Annotated in this window: 12 protein-coding genes and 1 riboswitch; of the genes, 7 read left to right on the top strand and 5 right to left on the bottom strand. The window is 68.8% G+C overall.

All coding sequences use genetic code 11. From position 1 onward, the window contains the following. Positions 1 to 18: 18 nt before the first annotated feature. Positions 19 to 1,860: a phosphomethylpyrimidine synthase ThiC gene (gene thiC, locus MJ777_RS04125; protein WP_370652642.1), complete on the bottom strand. Its 1,842-nt coding sequence runs from the start codon at positions 1,858 to 1,860 to the stop codon at positions 19 to 21. Positions 1,861 to 1,879: 19 nt separating this feature from the next. Then, positions 1,880 to 2,003: riboswitch (TPP riboswitch) on the bottom strand. Between the two features lie 255 nt (positions 2,004 to 2,258). Here thiC and MJ777_RS22690 point away from each other — a divergent pair. Next, on the top strand, positions 2,259 to 2,393 hold the full coding sequence (locus MJ777_RS22690; RefSeq protein ID WP_255720251.1) for a hypothetical protein: 135 nt from the start codon (positions 2,259 to 2,261) through the stop codon (positions 2,391 to 2,393). A gap of 37 nt (positions 2,394 to 2,430) precedes the next feature. Here MJ777_RS22690 and MJ777_RS22995 read toward each other — a convergent pair whose 3' ends face one another. Then, positions 2,431 to 2,661, bottom strand: a complete 231-nt coding sequence (locus MJ777_RS22995) for a hypothetical protein (protein WP_370652639.1) — start codon at positions 2,659 to 2,661, stop codon at positions 2,431 to 2,433. 454 nt (positions 2,662 to 3,115) lie between these two features. Between MJ777_RS22995 and MJ777_RS04135 the strand changes: the two genes are divergently transcribed. The 6 genes from MJ777_RS04135 (at position 3,116) to MJ777_RS04160 (ending at position 5,827) form a co-directional block, all read left to right on the top strand. Further along, a complete protein-coding gene (locus tag MJ777_RS04135) occupies positions 3,116 to 3,352 on the top strand; it encodes a hypothetical protein (protein ID WP_239346050.1) in 237 nt (78 codons plus the stop codon). 62 nt (positions 3,353 to 3,414) lie between these two features. Beyond that, complete coding sequence (locus MJ777_RS04140; protein WP_239307898.1) at positions 3,415 to 3,885, top strand: DUF6879 family protein; 471 nt, start codon at positions 3,415 to 3,417, stop codon at positions 3,883 to 3,885. Then, positions 3,848 to 4,735 (top strand): helix-turn-helix transcriptional regulator, encoded by an 888-nt coding sequence (locus tag MJ777_RS04145; RefSeq protein ID WP_239373294.1) that lies wholly within the window; start codon positions 3,848 to 3,850, stop codon positions 4,733 to 4,735. The genes MJ777_RS04140 and MJ777_RS04145 overlap by 38 nt, the downstream gene beginning before the upstream one ends. Positions 4,736 to 4,874: 139 nt before the next feature. Next, the gene (locus MJ777_RS04150; protein WP_239346049.1) at positions 4,875 to 5,168 is read left to right on the top strand and encodes a hypothetical protein; all 294 of its coding nucleotides are present in this window, start codon (positions 4,875 to 4,877) and stop codon (positions 5,166 to 5,168) included. Between the two features lie 86 nt (positions 5,169 to 5,254). Continuing rightward, complete coding sequence (locus MJ777_RS04155; protein WP_239307896.1) at positions 5,255 to 5,434, top strand: hypothetical protein; 180 nt, start codon at positions 5,255 to 5,257, stop codon at positions 5,432 to 5,434. Positions 5,435 to 5,512: 78 nt separating this feature from the next. Beyond that, positions 5,513 to 5,827 carry a hypothetical protein gene (locus tag MJ777_RS04160; RefSeq protein WP_239307895.1) on the top strand — a complete coding sequence of 105 codons (315 nt, stop codon included), beginning with the start codon at positions 5,513 to 5,515 and terminating at the stop codon, positions 5,825 to 5,827. A 57-nt stretch (positions 5,828 to 5,884) separates the two neighbouring features. Here MJ777_RS04160 and MJ777_RS04165 read toward each other — a convergent pair whose 3' ends face one another. The 3 genes from MJ777_RS04165 to MJ777_RS04175 all read right to left on the bottom strand — a co-directional run bounded on the left by MJ777_RS04165 (position 5,885) and on the right by MJ777_RS04175 (position 17,947). Continuing rightward, entirely contained in the window at positions 5,885 to 13,360 is a 7,476-nt protein-coding gene (locus tag MJ777_RS04165) for a type I polyketide synthase (protein WP_239373302.1), read from the bottom strand. Between the two features lie 817 nt (positions 13,361 to 14,177). After that, positions 14,178 to 14,597, bottom strand: coding sequence for a hypothetical protein (locus MJ777_RS04170; protein WP_239307893.1), 420 nt, complete (start codon positions 14,595 to 14,597; stop codon positions 14,178 to 14,180). Between the two features lie 236 nt (positions 14,598 to 14,833). Next, entirely contained in the window at positions 14,834 to 17,947 is a 3,114-nt protein-coding gene (locus MJ777_RS04175) for a LuxR C-terminal-related transcriptional regulator (protein WP_239373304.1), read from the bottom strand. Positions 17,948 to 18,058: the final 111 nt, after the last annotated feature.

Below are 18,058 nucleotides of genomic sequence, written 5' to 3' on the forward strand. Positions count from 1 at the left end.
GCGGCAATCGACGGCAGCTCAGCTGTTGTCCGTGACCGGAAGGTAGATCCGCCCGCCACTGGCGGTGAACTCCTCGGCCTTCTCCCGCATACCCGCCTCGAGCGCCTCGGCGGTCTCCAGCCCGTGGTCGGCGGCGTACTTGCGCACGTCCTGACTGATCCGCATCGAGCAGAAATGAGGGCCACACATAGAACAGAAATGAGCCGATTTGGCCGGCGCCGCGGGCAGCGTCTCGTCATGGAACGCCTGCGCGGTCTCCGGATCGAGCGCGAGATGGAACTGGTCAGCCCAGCGGAAATCGAACCGGGCGTCAGAAAGCGCGTCATCCCATGCCTGAGCTCCCGGATGGCCCTTGGCGAGATCCGCCGCGTGAGCGGCGATCTTATAAGCGATCACGCCGGCCTTGACATCGTCGCGGTCGGGAAGCCCGAGATGTTCCTTGGGCGTGACGTAGCAGAGCATCGCCGTGCCGTACCAGCCGATCATCGCGGCGCCGATCGCGGAGGTGATGTGGTCATAGCCTGGCGCGATGTCCGTAGTCAGCGGCCCAAGGGTGTAAAAGGGCGCGTCATGGCACAGTTCGCTCTGCAGCTCCACATTCTCTTTGATCTTGTGCATGGGGACGTGCCCCGGGCCCTCGATCATGACCTGGACGTCGTGCTCCCAGGCCACCGAGGTGAGCTCCCCCAGCGTGGCCAGCTCCGCGAGCTGGGCGGCGTCATTGGCGTCCGCGATCGATCCGGGCCGCAGACCGTCCCCGAGAGAGAATGTGACGTCATAGGCCCGCAGGATCTCGCACAGTTCGGCGAAGTGCGTGTACAGGAAATTCTCCCGGTGGTGAGCCAGACACCAGGCCGCGAGAATCGAACCGCCGCGGGAGACGATCCCGGTCCTGCGCCGCGCGGTCAGCGGAATGTAACGCAACAGCACCCCGGCGTGGACGGTCATGTAGTCCACACCTTGCTCGCACTGTTCGACCACGGTGTCCCGATAGACCTCCCAGGACAGCTCCTCGGCCTTGCCGCCGACTTTTTCCAGCGCCTGATAGATCGGTACGGTCCCGATCGGAACCGGCGAGTTCCGAATGATCCACTCCCGGGTCGTGTGGATGTCACGCCCGGTGGACAGATCCATGACGGTGTCGGCACCCCAGCGGGTCGCCCACACCATCTTGTCGACCTCCTCCTCGATGGACGAGGCCACCGCCGAATTCCCGATGTTTGCATTGATCTTCACCAAGAATGCCCGGCCGATCGCCATCGGCTCGGACTCCGGATGGTTGATGTTCGCCGGTAGCACCGCCCGTCCAGCCGCGATCTCCGCGCGTACGGTCTCGACTGGCAGGCCCTCGCGCAACGCTACAAACCGCATCTCCCGCGTGATTTCGCCGCGGCGCGCATAGGCCAGCTGAGTGACGGCACGCCCAGGCCGGGCCCGGCGAGATGACCGACCGCCCAGGCCGTCGCCAACGCCAACCGCGGGCCGCGCGCCCTGGCCGATCTCGGTTTCCCGGACGAACGCGCCGTTGCGGACGGTCTCGGTGTCCGCGCGGTCCACGATCCAGGTGTCCCGCAGCGGCGCCAGGCCCCGGCGCACGTCGGTGACCTGACCGGCGTCGGTGTACGGACCGGAAGTGTCATACAGAATGACGCTGTCACCCGTGGACAGAACAACCTCACGCATAGGCACACGCAGGCCGTCCGCGGAACCGACCAGATAGGTCTTGCGGCTGCCCGGCAGCGGACCGGACGTGACCGGCGCGAATTCCCCGGTGGGCACGGTTTTCCCCTTGGGTACGGTTTTTTCAGTGGGCACGGTTTTCCCGGTGGACGCGGCGGCGGATACCTGCGCGGGAGTCAGGGTGGATCGGTCAACGGGTGGCACCACGGCGATGGCTCCCTACGCCGGCATTACCCGGACAGGTTCGGCGGTCGGCGGCACCCGGGTGTGACCCCAGCCGCCCTCTCAGCCTCCTTGTGGCGGAAGCTCCCGCGCTGGCATTGGATGAACTGACGCTTGATCATTAGATGAGCTGACATTGGATGAGCTGACGTTCGATGCGACGCTACGGCAGCCCGGACGCTGCCGCCACCCGATCGGCGAAACAACCGCCGATGACCGCTGAACGTGTCGCAGCGTCACACAATACGGACGTCAGGTGAGATGTATTCCGCGAACGGGTACGCACCTGGGGTCGGCATGCGCATCGCCGTCACGGCGCCAGCCACGTCGGCCGTCCTCTTCCGCCGGGAGCAAATATGATCTTGCTACCATTGCTGCTTCTCTTTCTCGGGATCTTCATCATCGGGCTTGTCCGGGACTGGCGGGATGACACGACACCCGCCGCAGGCGATGTGGGCGCTCCGCGGCCGGACACCCACATAACGACATAAGCGTACAAACGGCACGAAAAAGCAGTACACGCCATGATCACCAGTCGGACGCAATCAACTCCAGGAGGCGGTCCGCGGCGGCCCCGGCCCCACCACCAGCGGCGGCGGCGGCGGCGACAAAATCCTGACGCAACCGCCCGGCCGCTGTGCGGAAGGAGGGTTCGCCTATCGCCCGCAACCGATGCCCGAACAGTTCGAGAGCTTCCACCGTGACCCGAAGAAACCGTCCACCGGACTCCCGTGTCACCGTTCCCAACGAGACCAGCACGTGCTCACGCCGTGCATCGAGCCATTCCCAGGGAAGGCCGGAGCCCCGACAAAAACGTGGTGCCCGGGGAAAGCGGCCGTCCGCAACAACCGGGGCACGGAACACACCAGGGTCAACTGATCGGAGAATCGCAGGTCACTGATGCGTACATCGTGTTCTGGCACGCCCTGGAGACGCTGGAAATCGGCCAAGATAAGCGACATCTCCCAAAGCTCTCACGATCACCACCCGCCAGTAGGGCAAACGTGCGGATCAGAGATTATATCGCACGTGGTGTCGGGTCGGTTGCTACCGTCCGATCATGACCCGAAAGCTGGTTCTATCAAGCGATAGTTGATCTTCATCAACCCTGCCAGAAGGGCGTTGCGTCACATCCCGTCGTTGACCCGCTCGCTTCGGTGCGCCACCATGGACGATGGGAACGCTTCACTAAATTTCTCGCAATGGAGGCCTCATGCGCGCCCGGTTCCTCGGCAAGGACCCTGACTCCCAGGTAGGCAACTCGCCCACCCTGTTCGCCACCGACCGCACCGACCGGGTGACCTACATCGCGCAGGGGTGGCAGGTTACCGACCCGCAGGCGCTCGCGGACGTGGGCGACGTGCCCGACTACGAGACCCTGATCGAGATTCCGGAAGACGTACTCAAGATGTACGCGCGCCGCTACCTGAACAAGGAGGGAGAGCACTGAGCCTGCTCATCGGAGACGAGTTCGGCCAGCTCTTCCACTCCTTCCAGTACACCGCGTTCAGGTTGGAAACCCGCGACACCTACGACGCCGACTACGAGAACGAATCGCTACGCAGGTTCCTCGCAGACGAAGATGACGAGCTGCCGTGGATGCAAGATTGGCTGAAGATGATCCGCGATGCCACCACGGAGGGCAAGCGGTTCACCCGCGTGCGGGTGGTGAGTGTGCCCCTCACTGATTACAGCAGGTTCGGTGTCTGGTGTGCGCAGTTCACCAACGGCGCGGGCGAAGACATCCGCTACCTGCCGAGAGGCAAGGCCGAAGCCGCTGAACTGCCCAGCCACGATTATTGGCTGTTCGACTCACGCAAGCTGGTACGGATGCGCTTCGACGACAACGACGCCTTCTTGGGCGGCGAGGTCATCGAAGACCCCACCGAGATCGTGAAGCACAACTACTGGCATGATGCGGCCTGGCATCACGCCGTACGACGGGATGACTTTGCCACCGAACAACATCTCGGGCAGCTCTAACGTCCACGAGGCCCGTAACGCCCTCGGCAAACGACTCCGCGAGTTGCGCTCGTCCGCTGCTCTCAGCGGCCGGCAGCTCGCGGAGTCGTTGTCGTGGCCGCCTTCCAAGGTGAGCAAACTGGAGAACGGCCGACAGACACCCAGCGACGATGACGTACGCGATTGGACGCGGGCAACCAACGCTGAGGACGAGACAGAAGCGCTCCTCGCTTCGCTGCACACCCTTGAGGTGCAGCACGCCGAGTGGCAGCGCATCCTGCGTACCGGCCTGAAGCCGCACCAACAAGACCTGACCGAGTGGGATCAGAAGACGCGCCTCTTTCGCGCGTTCGAGGCAACGGTGATTCCGGGCCTTCTCCAGACCGCCGAGTACGCGAGGGCTCGCTTCGCTGAGGGCATCCGCCGCTTGAAGCTGCCCAACGACATTAACGAGGCGGTAGCGGCCCGCATGCAGCGCCAGGAGATCCTGTACCGGCCGGACAAGCGATTTCACTTCATCCTGACCGAGGCAGCGCTTAGGTTCCGGCTGTGCCCCACAGAGGTCATGCTCGGCCAGCTCGACCGCTTGGTCTCCCTCTCTCAACTGACCAACGTGCGGCTCGGGATCATCGCCTTTGAGACGCAGTACGCCACCTCGCCGTGGCACGGCTTCTGGATGTACGACAACGAACGAGTGTTGGTCGAAACCTTCAGCGCCGCGCTCGACCTGCGACAACCACAAGAGATCGAGCTGTACGGCAACGCCTTCGAGCAGCTTGCCGCCGTCGCCAGCTACGGTCGAAGCGCTCGGGTGATCATCAGCCGTGTGATTGATGACCTTGCTCCTGAGCCCCAGGAGGATAGCGAGTAGTTTCGCAGCCACCCGGTCGATTGTAATATTTCGAGAAATAACAAGAAACTTTCTATTCACCACCTTCTTTCGTCCCTACTCTCCCGTGAGGGACGCCGGACCGCGTCCGTCCTCAAGGGATTCGGGAGTTGGCCAGGTGATGACCCGTGTTGCCCTGCTGAGCAGGGATCAGATCGACAAGCTTCCGGAGCGCGCCCGTGAAGTCGTGGAGTACCGCAAGAGCGGCCTCAGTCTGAACCACATCCAGGACTGCCCGCTGGGCTGCGCGTACTGCATCCGGCACACCTACGGCCTATGGGATCAGCGCGTACCGCGGGCGCTCATGAGCGACGCCCAGGCCGTGGAAGAGCTGGTCACTCACCGGTACTTCCAGCCGCACGTGACCCCGGTGCAGGTGTTCAACCGGGCTTCGATGTGTTGCGGCTGGACGTGAACCGTCAGCCTCCCGAGCAGTCCGCAGCGCTCATCCGTGACCGGCTGCTGGCCTTCTTCGCTCCGGCTGCGGGGTGAGCGGCGGGCATGGTCGAGACGATCACGGACGCCGACATCGGTAGCGGAGTCGAAGTGCTGCACCGGCTCGCCACCGTTGTGCTGAACGAGCACGCTAACGACCACGGCCTGTGCGTGGTGTGTGGCTGTGCTTTCCCGTGTGAGCGAGCGGTTCTCGCAGAGCACAACCCTGCGCTCACGCGCTCCTGACCGGCTGGGCTGGCGAGCGGTGACGATGCCTGCCCGCCAAGCCCAGCCACCACGCTTCCATAACGCGGGAGTTCAGCAATGAAACCCTTGATATACGGCTACATGTGCGCACCCGATGACGTGCCGGACGACGAGCTTGACCGCGTTGTTTCGGAGATGCGCCGCTTTGCGGTGGCGGAGGGTTACTGCTACGCCACGACGTTCTTCGAGTACCAGAACGGCTCGCGCGCGGCGTTCGACGAGCTGATCACTGAACTCCAGCGGGCCGAGGCGCGGCACGTGGTCGTGCCGTCCTCCGGGCATCTGTCAAGCCACCGAATCTTGCGAGGCCACCTGCTTAAGCGGTTGGCGGACGACGCCAGCGCCCGCGTGTTCACACCGGACGGCTCGTGATGGATCGGCGCGACCTGATCATGCCCACGTACCGTCGTGGTCGGGCGCATTTCCCGGTCAGCGACCGACATCCGCGATACCGGGACCGGGAAATCCACCGTCGAGTGCCTCGGGTGTTCCGCACATGTACACGACCTGCGCCACGTCCACATCGGCGGCCAGTTCACGCAGTACCGCGACGACTCCGGCATCCGGATCGATCAGGCCGACGCCCCGGCGGGCATACTGACGTCCCAGTTCGGCGGACACCATTCCCCCACCGAAATCAGCTCCGCCGGATTCGCTGCCGGACGAGCCCCACGGACCCCAGTCAAGTGAGACGACACGGCCGTGAAAACGTCTCGCCCAGGCATGGGCACAGGTGTCAAGAGCATCATTGGCCGCGGCGTAGTCGGCCTGGCCGGGGTTACCGAACACGCCGGACACGCTGCCGAACAACACCAAAAAATCAAGATCATGACGCAGTGCGTCGACAAGCGTCCGAGCGCTCTCAACCTTTGTCGTGAAAATGCGGTCGGACAGCTCCGGCGTCTTGTTCCGGACCAGTTTGTCCGCGACAGTCCCGGCGCCATGCACAACCCCGTCGATCCTGCCGCGATCGGCGTAAACCGCCGCCACTACCTGGCGCAGCGCCTCGGTGTCCCGGACGTCCACGGCGTGGTATCGAACATAGGACGCGGTCCGCGTGAGAGCCGCCACAGTGGCCCGCACCTCCCGCTCCGCCAACAACCGGGCGACCGTGGCCTCGATCTCGGCCGGTCGGCACAGGCCCGCGTCGATCAGGGTTCGGCGCAGCCGCGGTGCGTCCGGCGCGGCGGCTGTCGCCGGGTCCTCCGGTACGGCCGGCAGGACAGTTCGGCCGATCAGTTCGATCCCGCAGCCGGTGGCACGGGCGAGCGCCAGCGCCACCCTGGCGGTAATACCGCGGGCGCCGCCGGTCAGCAGCACGACCGAGTCCCGGCCGAGCGCGGGTACGCTCACGCCGGTCGAGGAGAGCTGCGCGGGCACCACCCGCGGGGCCGAGCGGATCCCGTGACGGTAGCCGACCACGACCGGGGCATCCGGTGTGAGGATCTCGGCGAGCAGGTATTCGGCGAGCTGGACGGGAGCCTCCTTGGGGTCGAGGTCCACCGCCCGGACGAGCGTCCGCGGCGCCTCCCGCGCGACTGTGCGGGCCAGCCCGGCTATCCCGACGCTCGGACCAGGTTCATCGGTCGCGGACCGGCCGAAGCTGCCGCCGCTGCCGGTCGCGATGACAAGGCGGCGGGTACCGCCCGCGACCGCGGCTTTGATCGGGCCGAACGCGGCGGGCAGGGCCGGGGGGGCGTCCCGGTCCACCGGTGACACCCACAGGACGCCGTCCGCTCCGACACCGCTCGCGAGCTGATCAGCAAGCGACCCATCAGCGGCGGAGAACATCCGCACGGTCGCGCCGTGCCGCTCCAGCATGGTTGTCAGAGCCAGCCCGATGCCCAGGCCGCCCTCGACGACGGCGAAGCGGGCGCCCGACAACGCCCCCGCCCCATGGCCGGTCCCGACCGCGGCAAGAGCTTCCGCGAGCGACGGCAGCGGCAGCGGCAGCGGAACCACGTCGACGACGAACCGCCGCAGCGATGCGGCGCCTGGCCGCTCACGTTCAGCATTCGCCAGCAGCCTGCTCGGGTCGATGTAGACGGTATCGACATCAACGCTGGAACCGGTGTTCGCCGTCGGCGGCACCTCTGTGTCAGCGGGCCCGACGGCTGTGTCAGCGGGCCCGACGGCCGGATTCGCCGCGCCAGCGTCGAGACCCGGCCGGGTGACGATCCAGTCAACGATCCCGCGGATGGTCCTGGCCCGCGCCAGCTCCTCCGGCACCGTGTCGCCGGTGGTGGCGGTGGCGCCTCCCAGCAGGCCGGCACGCGCGGTCAGCGTCCCCAGGATCTCCGCCCTTCTGATCGAATCGATACCCAGATCAGACTCAAGATCCAAATTGGGCTCCAGGATGTCCGCCGGATAGCCCGTGGCCGCGCGGATCACCTCCAGCACGAGCGCCAGGACCGCGGGCGGATCCAGCGCCGGCGTTGCCGGCAACGCCGACGGCCGCGCAGGCGCCCCCGTGCCCGCGCCTGCGCCACGGGGGCCGGACGGCCCTGGCTGGGCGGGTAGCAACGCCGGACGCCCCTGCGGGGCAACAGCGGGAGCGGCTGGTTCCCGGGCCGGCTCCACCGCATTGCGCTCTCCCGCCACGGCCGCCGTACCGAGATAGCCGAGCATGACGTCACGGTGGGCGGCGACCAGATCCCGGGTGGCGCGCAGGAACTCGATCATGGTTGCGTTCGTGGCGGCTTCCCGCGGCGCGATGTTTCCTTCCAGGTTTCCTTCCAGCGCCGCTGCCGCTGGTGTCACCACTGCCGCGGCGGGCGCTGGTGCCGCTGGTACCTCTGGCGGTACCGCCGCGGGCGATGCCATCGCCGGCACCGCCAGGGGTGGGGACAGCGGCCGGGCGGCTGGGAGCGCCGACAGGGTGGGCTCGCCGCCCGCCAGCCGTGGCGGTTCGCCGGCGGGGCGCAGCCCGCCCGGCAGACAGCGGCCGTCGGACGTCCGCACCAGGTGGCCGTCGACCAGCCAACCGGGCCGGCGTGGGCAGTTCGTGGCCGAGACCGTACGCACGTCCCGCCCGGCGAACAGCGGTGCCGTATCCATTGTGACACCCGCCGCGGCAAGCTCGGCGAGCGCGAGCAGAAACCGGCGCAGCCCGTGTTCACCGGGAACGTCCGTAGCGACGGCGGTGTGCGGCCGACCGGCGAGGATCCGACCGGTCAGCCCCGTGAGCACCTGCCCCGGCCCGGCCTCCACGAAGATCCGTACGCCGGCCGCGTACATCGCCTCGATCTGATCGACGAATCGGACGGGGCCCGCAACCTGCTCCGCAAGCGTCCGCCGGACCGCATCGGCGCCCCGCTCATACGGCTGCGCCGTGGTGTTTGACCAGACCGGGACCGTCGACTCACCAACCGCGACCTTGTCCAGCTCGGCGCCGAACGCGCTGACCGCGCCCGCGACCATCGGGCTGTGGAACGCGCACGCCGCCGGGATCCGCCGGGCTGTCAGCCCAGCCGCCAGCAGGCGGCGTACCGCGACATCGACCGCGTCCGCCGGACCGGAGATCACGGTCTGTTCCGGCGCGTTGCGATTGGCGATCACGACATCGGCCAGCTCCGCCCCACCGGCGGCCAGCACCTCCTGAACAGGCCCGGCGGCGGCAGCCACCGCGGCCATCGTCCCCAAATCGTCGGTCCGCGCGAAACCGCTGGCGGCATCCAGGATGGCAGCCGCCCGCGCCGCGCTGAGCAATAGAAGATCATCAATGTCGATGATGCCGGCCGCGCACAGGGCGACCAGCTCGCCGTAGCTGTGGCCGCCGAGGTGATCGGGATGGACCCCGAGCCCGGTGAGAATCTCGTTCATGGCAAGTCCCGCCATCCCGAGGACCGGTTGTGCCGTACGTGTATCGGTGATCGCCTCCTGCTGGGCAGCCGCGTCCGCACGGGTGAAGGCGGCCGGCGGGAACATCGCCTTCACCCACTTCTCACCACGTTCGAGCAGGTGCCGCAGACGCGGGAAGGCCACGAACACATCCGCCAGCATTCCGGGCCGCTGGCTGCCCTGACCGGGGAAGAGAAAGGCGACCTGCCCGCTTCGATCCGGGCCGCCGGCCGGCCCGGAGCCAGTCGGATCAGCCGTCCCGGCATTGGCATTGGCATCGGGCGCGGGCGCGGGCGCGGGCGCAACGAAGATCCCCGCTTTCGGGTCATGCTTGAAGGCCCGCGCACGCCGCACCAGGTCGGGCAGGTCATCGAGGGTGGCCGCGACGAACGCCACCTGAACTGTCCCACCGCGCCTGCGCGCGACCGCCGCGGCCAGGTCACGCAGTTTCCAGGGCTGCCCGGCGCCATCGTTGATCATAATGAGTTCGGCGAGCTTGTCCAGGGTGCGGCCCGCCGCGATCCGGTCGGTACCGCGCACGACAAAAAGCTCCGCCGGCCATGGGTGCACACCGTGCGCGGGCTCGGGCCCACCATCGTAGGCCGACAGCACCGCATGGAAGTTCGTCCCGCCGAAACCGAACGCGGACACACCGGCATGCCGGCGCGACGCGGGCGCTGCCCACGGACGAGCCCCCGTGTCAAAGAAGAACGGGCTGCTCGCCGCGTCCCAGGAGGAATTCGGCTGGCTGAGGTTCACCGCCGGCGGACGCACACCGGTCTCCAGCGCCTTCACCGTCTTGATCAGACCGGCCAGGCCGGCGGCACACTTGGTGTGCCCGATCTGGGACTTCACCGAACCCAGGGCACAGCTTGCCGGCGCGGCGCCATGGGCGGTGAACACCTCGGCCAGGCTGGCGAGCTCCGTTCGGTCACCGACGACGCTGCCGGTCGCGTGCGCCTCGACCAGACCGACGTCAGCCGGGGAGATCCCGGCTCGGGCGTAGGCCCGTTGCATCGCCAGCACCTGGCCGGCCTTGCGCGCAGCGGTCATGCTCAGCGCCCGCCCGTCGCTCGATCCGGCCACCGCCTTGATCACAGCATGGATGCGGTCGCCGGCGCGTTCGGCGTCGGCGAGCCGTTTGAGCACGACGACAGCCACCCCCTCCCCCAGGCTGATGCCGTCGGCGGATGCGTCGAAACTGCGGGACCGGCCGGTCGGGGACAGCGCCTGGACGGAGGAGAACAGCAGGAAGTCGTGGATGCTGTTATGGGTGTCCACACCGCCGCAGAGCACGAGGTCGGAGGTGCCGGCCACCAGCTCTTTGCACGCGGCGTCGAGCGCGGCCAGCGAGGATGCGCAGGCCGCGTCCACCGTGTAGTTCACCCCGCCAAGATCAAGATGGTTGGCGATCCGGCCGGCGATGACGTTGGCGAGCAGGCCGGGGAAGGAGTTCTCGTCCAGGGTGGGCAGGTGTTCGTCGAGCGCGGGCGGGACCGGGCCGACAAAGGCCGGGTAGGCGGACCGGAAGCCGTACGCGGAGGCGAGGTCAGCGCCGGGCTCGGCGCCGAACACGAGCGATGTGCGCGACCGGTCAAACGGACGGTCGCCGTACCCGGCGTCGCGCAGCGCGCGGGCAGCCACCGCGAGGGCCAGCAACTGCCCGGGGTCGATGCTGCTCAACGCCTTCGGCGGAATACCGAAACCCAGCGCGTCGAACGGCACCGGGGACAGAAACCCACCCCACTTGGACGCCACCCGCCGTCCCGTGTCGCGCGGGCCCGCGTCCGGGTCGTAGTAGAGGTTCGGGTCCCAGCGGCTGCTGGGCACCTCGGTGACCGCGTCCAGGCCGCCGACGATGTTGGCCCAGTACTCGTCCACATCGGCGGCGCCAGGGAACACGCAGGCCATGCCGATGACGGCCACATCCAGCGGGCGGGCGGCCTCGCGGACCTGATACCGCCCGCCGGCCACGCCATGCGGCCGGCCGCCGCCGGGATGCGTATCGATGCCAAGCTCGGCGGCCCTGGCTGCCAGCGCATGGGTCGCGCCCTCGGTGACCTGGGCATGCAGGACGTCCACCGTGGTTCTCGCCGACCGCAGCGCCGCCACCTGGCCGATCATGAACATGCCCTCATGACGCTGGGCCTCGGCGTCGACGGCGACCAGCCGGTCACGTACCCGACGCGTCCCCTTGCTTGCAATCCGCAACCGACCGAGGTTGAAACGCTCCAGTTCCTCCCATACCTGTGTGCGGGTGAGTCCCCGCTGGAGCAGTTCGGCCTTGCGTTCGGCAAAGGCATGCACAAAATCCGATGGCGCGCACCGGGCCACGTGCACCGGCGAGGTCGCCAGCAGCACGGTCCGCTCGCAGTCCACCGCGGCCTGCTGGAACCCGGGCAGAATCGCCCCTGAGTCAACCGCCTCGGCGGTGAACAGATACGCGGTGCCCATCAGCACCCCGACCCGGGCACCGTGCCCGGCCAGCGGGGCCGTGGCCGCCGCGACCATGGCGGCGGACCGCTCGTCGTGCACACCGCCAGCGAACAGCACGTGCACACCCTCGAAGAACTCCGTACCGGCCTGCTGCCCGGCTTCGTTGGCCACCCGCTCGCCGTGGGCCAGCAGCCCGGCGATCTGGGCTTCCCACAGCGGGAAGCTCGCGCGCGGGCCCACGTGGCCGCCGCACTCGTGTCCCTCAAAGACGAACTTCCGGGCACCGCTGGCGAGGAACCGGGCGAGCAACGCCGGTGAGGGCACCTGCAGGAAGGTGTCGATACCGGCCGCTTCCAACGCTGCCGACTGGGCAGGCCGCCCACCCGCGATCAACGCGCACGGTGGACGGGCCGCGCTGACGGCCGCCAGCTGAGCAGCGCGGATCTCCGGCGGGGCGGACCCGAGGATTCCGACACCCCAGGGCGCGCCATCGAGCAGCGCGGCTGTCTCCGCCAGCAAAGCGGTGACCTCGGGCCCGCTCAGCAGGGCGAGGGCGAGGAACGGCAGGCCGCCGGCATCGGCAACAGCCTTGGCGAACTCGGCCCGGTCGCTGACCCGCGTCATCGGTCCCTGCGCGACCGGGAGACGCACACCCCGGTCGGCGGCGAAGGGCGCGCCAGGAGCCAACGAGGTGAGCCGGGCGGCAGCTCCGAGATGCTCCCGGACCGCGTCCCGGACCGCCGCGACGACCCCGCCCGCGGTCACGTGCCGGTCAGCGAGCGGCGCCGCGAAGGCTCCGTCCTGGCCGATCGGCAGGAGCTGCGTGCGCAGGTCACGGGCGCCCAACAGGCCGGCGACACCGGCCTCGTCCAGATCATGACCAGTGAGCCGGGCGGCCGGCAGGTCAGGGCGGACATACACGCGATGCCCGGCGATGACCGTGGTCTCGCTGCCGTCCATAGCTCGGATGGCGGCGGCCACATCGGTCCGCGGTTCCATCTCCCGGACCAGAGCGAGCTGGACGTCAAGCACGACCCCGAACGCCCCACCGGCAACCGCCGCGGCGGCGGTGTGCGGGCCGATTCCCCCAGCGGCCCACACCGGCCGGTCCAGCTCGGCATGGAGCAGATGCTGGAGCAGCGTGAAGGTGGTGAGGTCGCCGACCCGGCCACCTGACTCACAGCCCCGGGCAATCAGACCGTCAGCGCCCTCCTCGATCGCCGCCCGCGCCTCGGCGACCGAGGTAACCTCGACCAGGACGCGACGGTGGCCGTTGGCCGCGGCGGTCATGACATCCCACCTCGCCGCCTCCCGCCCTGTCTCGGCCGGGCCAGCGCCCGGGACACGGCCGGACGGAAGGACGACGGTGTCCACCACCGGCGGCAGCTCCCCCGGCACGGTCGCGCAGCCGGCGGGAACACGTACGCCGAAGGGACCGCGGGCCCAGCGCGCCGTGTTGACGAGCGCGGTGCGCGCGGTGGCCGCGTCACGCCCGAGATCGAGGACGCCGAGAGCGCCGGCCCGGGTCACGGCGGCGGCCAGCCTCGCGTCCGGCTCGGTGAACGGAGTGATGCCAATGACAAGATCTCGTTCCCGGATCCAGGGGCTTGGAGACGTGCCGGAACTCATTGGATGATCCCTCCTGACCCTGTGCCAGCCCATCAGCGCGGCGCCGCGGGCGGAACACCGACAGCTGCGTGCGGGTGGCCACAGCGCGTTCGCGTCATGACCGGCCGCACGGGTTGGGCCGGGTGGTATGTCGCTGTCGAGACGGCGGCGGGTCGATACCGCGGTTGGCTGACGAACACGATGAATCCCGCGGACCGGGCCCGGATGGTGATCCCACAAACGGACAAAAGCGATGCCAGCGCAACCCGCCACACGAACAGGACCACCGCGGGCATGACCGTGACCGGTTCGGTCGTAACGGGACGAGCCTGCTGACGTTATAGCGACCATGGCACACTATGAAAAACAACAAACAAGCACATAGTTCACAACTAATGCCGCATGGCACGACGCCAAGCAAGTGGCAGGCAAGCAGCGGTCAAGCGGCAGCCACGAGCACGACGACAGGCGGGGGCGCGGCGACAGCCACGTTCGGGGGCGCCAGGCGGCGGTGGGCCTCAGCGGCATGCGCCCACCGCCGACCGGCAGCGACCGGAATCCGTTTAGGCACGATCAGTCATTATGCCCGCCGGCCGCGGCGTCCTTCACAAGCCGCCGCTTGCCAGAGCCTCGCCTCAGTGGTCGGCGCTGGAAGTCCTTCGGGGGTTGTCGGATGCCAGGTGGATGCGTCGCGAGGCGGAGGAGGCCCCGGTAGCGGTGTTCTACCGGGGCCGACGAGCCGGGGTACCCGTGCATCGCGAAGCGATGTGCGGGGAGCGATGAGGCGAGGCGCCGCCTGGCGCCGGCAGGCCCTGGATGAACTTCCGGCGCCGACCACTTAGCCCATGGGCCGCAGATCGCGGCTCTCGACGATCGTTCCGTCCGACACGACCAGCCGTTCGAACGAGCCCTCGGCCTCAGCGATCCAGAACGCGCCACCGAGCGTCATGGGCTCAAGATTGCGCCGCACGGTCGCCCGGAAACGGCGACGGTGGACGAGCACAACCCGCAGGGGCCCACGCCCACCCAGCAGCGAGCCCCAGGCGACGGTGAAGGGCACCGGTGGCCGGCGCCCCTCGACCGGGGTGGCGCCCTGGCGCCAGCCAAGAATCGGTGTCTGGTCCAACGGATGATCGAGAATGTCCGCGGACACGCCCGCGGACCTCAACCGCCAGTGCAGGAGTCCGACCGGCGAACCCACCAGCTCGACTTCGACGCCGGAAAGCGGCAGCTCCATCCGGTCGAGCACCTGGTCCATCGTGCCACCTCCGCGCCGCGTCCGCGGAGCCGGACGCAACCGCCGGCCCCTCACCTGTCGCGGACGACGTGCCCTCCATGATCGGGTACCGTCGCGCCGCGTCTCGGGGACTACAGTCCGCCTGCGTTCAGGCGTGTCGCATCCTCTGCTCTGGGTGAAAATTCAGCGACGGAGATTCCGAAAACAGCTTCCTGTGCGCCACGCGCGGCTACCGGACATCACAAGACTGCCGAACATCACAACAGGTGGAGTGCTCGGGCACGCTGCACGGCATCCCGCCTACGCGCCACATCGAGCTTCCGGTAGATGCTCTTCAAGTGCGTCTTGATGGTGTTCGTCGACACGAACATCTCCTTGGCGATCTCCGCCGTTGTGAGCATCGTCGGCAGATACGTCAGGACGGCCTGCTCACGACCGCTCAACGGCTCCACCGGCGGCGCCGCTGAGTCCGCCGGCACCGGCACCGCCGGCCCGGTCACGAGCGGCCTCGCCGGGGACAGCCGCGAAGCCGTCACACCACTGGTGCCGGCACCGTCACCGTCGGCAGTCATGGGTGCGGCGGGCCGAGCGGCGCCGACGGCTGGCTCCGTCCCACGATCCGGGGCTGGCCGCAGCTCAGTCCATGGCCGGGCGGCGGTGGAGCGTTGTGATCCTCCACGCCCGGGCCCGCTGCTGGACCCCGCGGGCCCGGCCTCGCCGCGGGCCAGCAGCTGGTCGACGAGTGCCCGATGAGCGGCCCCTAGCCCTGGATGCGCCCGCAGCATGGCTCTCACTTCCTCGCCCGCGTCCACGAAGGGACGAATGACGCCTTCCTCCTCAGCCAACGCCAGCGCGCGGGCCAGCGACGCGGTCGCACGCGCCACCTCACCGGTACGGCTGGCCGCCACCGCGTCCAGCACGCAGGCAGCCGTTACGCTGCCGATACCGAAGCCGGTGTCGGCTCGTAGCAAAGGAGCCAGGACCGCCACCGCGGCGGGTGCGTCCGCGCGGGCCAGGTGCACCCGGGCCAGCGCGAGCAGCTCGCTCGGGGCAGGGCGGTGCCCGGTGATCCCACGCCGCAGGACGGCCAGTGCCGCGTCCGGGTTGCCGGCCGCTGCCAGCAACTCGCCATCGGTGGCCAGCCGGGTCCGCGCACAGATATCGGGCAGGCCGACCGGCCGGTGCGCGCCGACCAGCCGCCGGGCCATCCGGACATCACCCGTACGGGCCAGGACAGCCGCGTTGAGCAGGACGAGGAGCTCAGCGGTCACTGGCTGTGGCCACTGCTGGCAGTAGCGCTCCGCCTCACGTATGCGCCGCCCAGCCATAACAAGATCATATTTTTCCAGGAACACGAGCGCCGTCGCGAGATGCGCATCGGCGAGCCCGGTGGCCGCGGCGGGTTGAACGTCGTCGCGGCCCGTGGCCGCCGACCGGCCCCGGTCGGCGGCCACGGCCTTGCCGGCCCAGAACTCGGCCTGGCGCAGCCGCCCGCGCCAGGCATGGGCCAGCGCGAGCCCGCCCAGGCAGGACAGCTCCACATCGTGCGCACCCACCTCACGGGCAAGGCGCAGTGCCGCTCGGAAGGCCTCGGATGCGCCGTCAGGACGACCACGCCACAGCTCGGCGCGGCCGCGGGTGGCAAAAGCGACGGCACGCACGGCGGAAAGGCTGCTCCACACGTCGGGACTATGCGGATTTCCTCCCTCCGGCATGGCGATGCTCTCCGGACGCCGGCTGACGCGCAGCAGCTTGCGGGCGCAGGTGAGCATTGCCTCGGTATCCGCCCGCAGTTCGGTGCAGCGGGCGTCGAGAACGTCGAGAACGGTCGCCAGCAGACGCCTGCGGCCTATCGGCAGGCTGGCCAACCGCGTCCATGCGCTATGCACACAACGCCGCGCGGCCTCGGCGTCACCAGCGCGGACAGCACGTGCCGCGACCACCAGCGCGCACTCGGTCGACTGCTCGGCAGCTCCCACGGGAAACACGTCCACCAAGGGGCCGACCTGCGCCGCACGCGCAAGGCCACCGGAACCTGTGATCACTCCGAGGCCGCCCTCGACGAGCAGGCAGGCGGCATAACGCCAGTCCCCGGCACGGCATGCGTGGCGGACGGCAGCCGCGACGTCACGGCGTTCGGCGAACCACAGCGCGGCACGCAGATGCAGCTCCGGCTCGTCCTCACGCCCCTCTCCCGCGAGATCGGCGTGCATGGTGTCGGCAAGCAGGCGGTGGAAGCGGTACCAGGTGTCCGCCGCGTCCATACCGATCACGAACGAGTTGGTCCGGGCCAGATCCGCCAGCAGCGCCCGCCCGTCCACGACCGAGCCGCCAGGATCGCCACTGCTGGCCCCGGTGCTGGCTCCGCCCGTGGATGTCGACGCGCCGGCCCGCGGGCAGGGCTCGGCCGCGACCGTCTCGAGGAGAGGCCCGGTAAGCCGGTCCAACACGCTCGCGCGCAACAGGACCCGGCGGACCGCCCACGGATGGCGGCCGAGTACCTCCGCGCGCAGGTATTCGCCGACAGCACGCCTGGTGATCTCCTTGTAAGAGCCGTCCCGGCCGTCGACCGCCGGCTCACGGACCGCTGGCTCATGCGCCGCCGCATGGACCGCCGACAGCCGCAGGCCCGCGGCCCAGCCCTCGGTTCGTTCCAACAGCCGGTCCCGGCCCTCCTCCAGAAGATCAACACCATGGGCCTCGAACAGCGCCGCGGTCTCCCGCGCGGTGAACGCGAGATCGGTCGGACCGACCTCCACCAGCCGTCCGTCGAGACGGAGCCGGTGCAGGGCGATGATCGGATAACGCGCGCAAAGCACCAGTCGCAGCGCGGAACCCGCACAGCTGGCGAGCAGCTCAAGCCCGGCAACCGCGACCGGATCCATGATCAGATGAGCGTCATCGACGATCAGCACAGCGGCCGTGGGCAACTCGCCGAGTATGTTGGCCAGCTCCCGCCAACGCCCATCGAAGCCGCCCCCCGATGCCGGCCGTGGAATCATCGACGGTGCCGGGTCGTCACGCATCCGCCCAGCTGGCAGGATGCCGCCGCGCTCAAGCGCAGACAGCAGATGTGCCCAGAACTCAGCGCCCGCGTCGCCATCGACAGACAGCCACGCGACCGGTCCGGGAAATCGGGCGGCCGCGGCCCATGACGCCGCGAGAACCGTCTTGCCGGAACCCGCCGCGCCGCTGATCACGGTGGTGCCCTGGCGGGCCCCCCGATCGACCAGCTCCCACAGCCTGCCCCGGGGGATGTGGGCGGCCGGCAACACCGGCGGGGACGTTCGACAGAGGACGAGTGGCAGCGCTCTTCCACCGGATGCGTCCGGATGGGGGACAACGACGGCGGACGATTCCGTGTCAACCATCTCTCCACCCCTAACCATTCAGTTGCGTTAGGTAGTGGTACCGCGACAAGAAGTTACAAGCAAGGCCGGGCCAACAAGCAAGATCTTTTAATACGACCAGTAAGAGCGCCC

The organism is Protofrankia sp. Cj5 (assembly GCF_917627405.1).
In the GTDB taxonomy this organism is placed as follows: domain Bacteria; phylum Actinomycetota; class Actinomycetes; order Frankiales; family Frankiaceae; genus Protofrankia.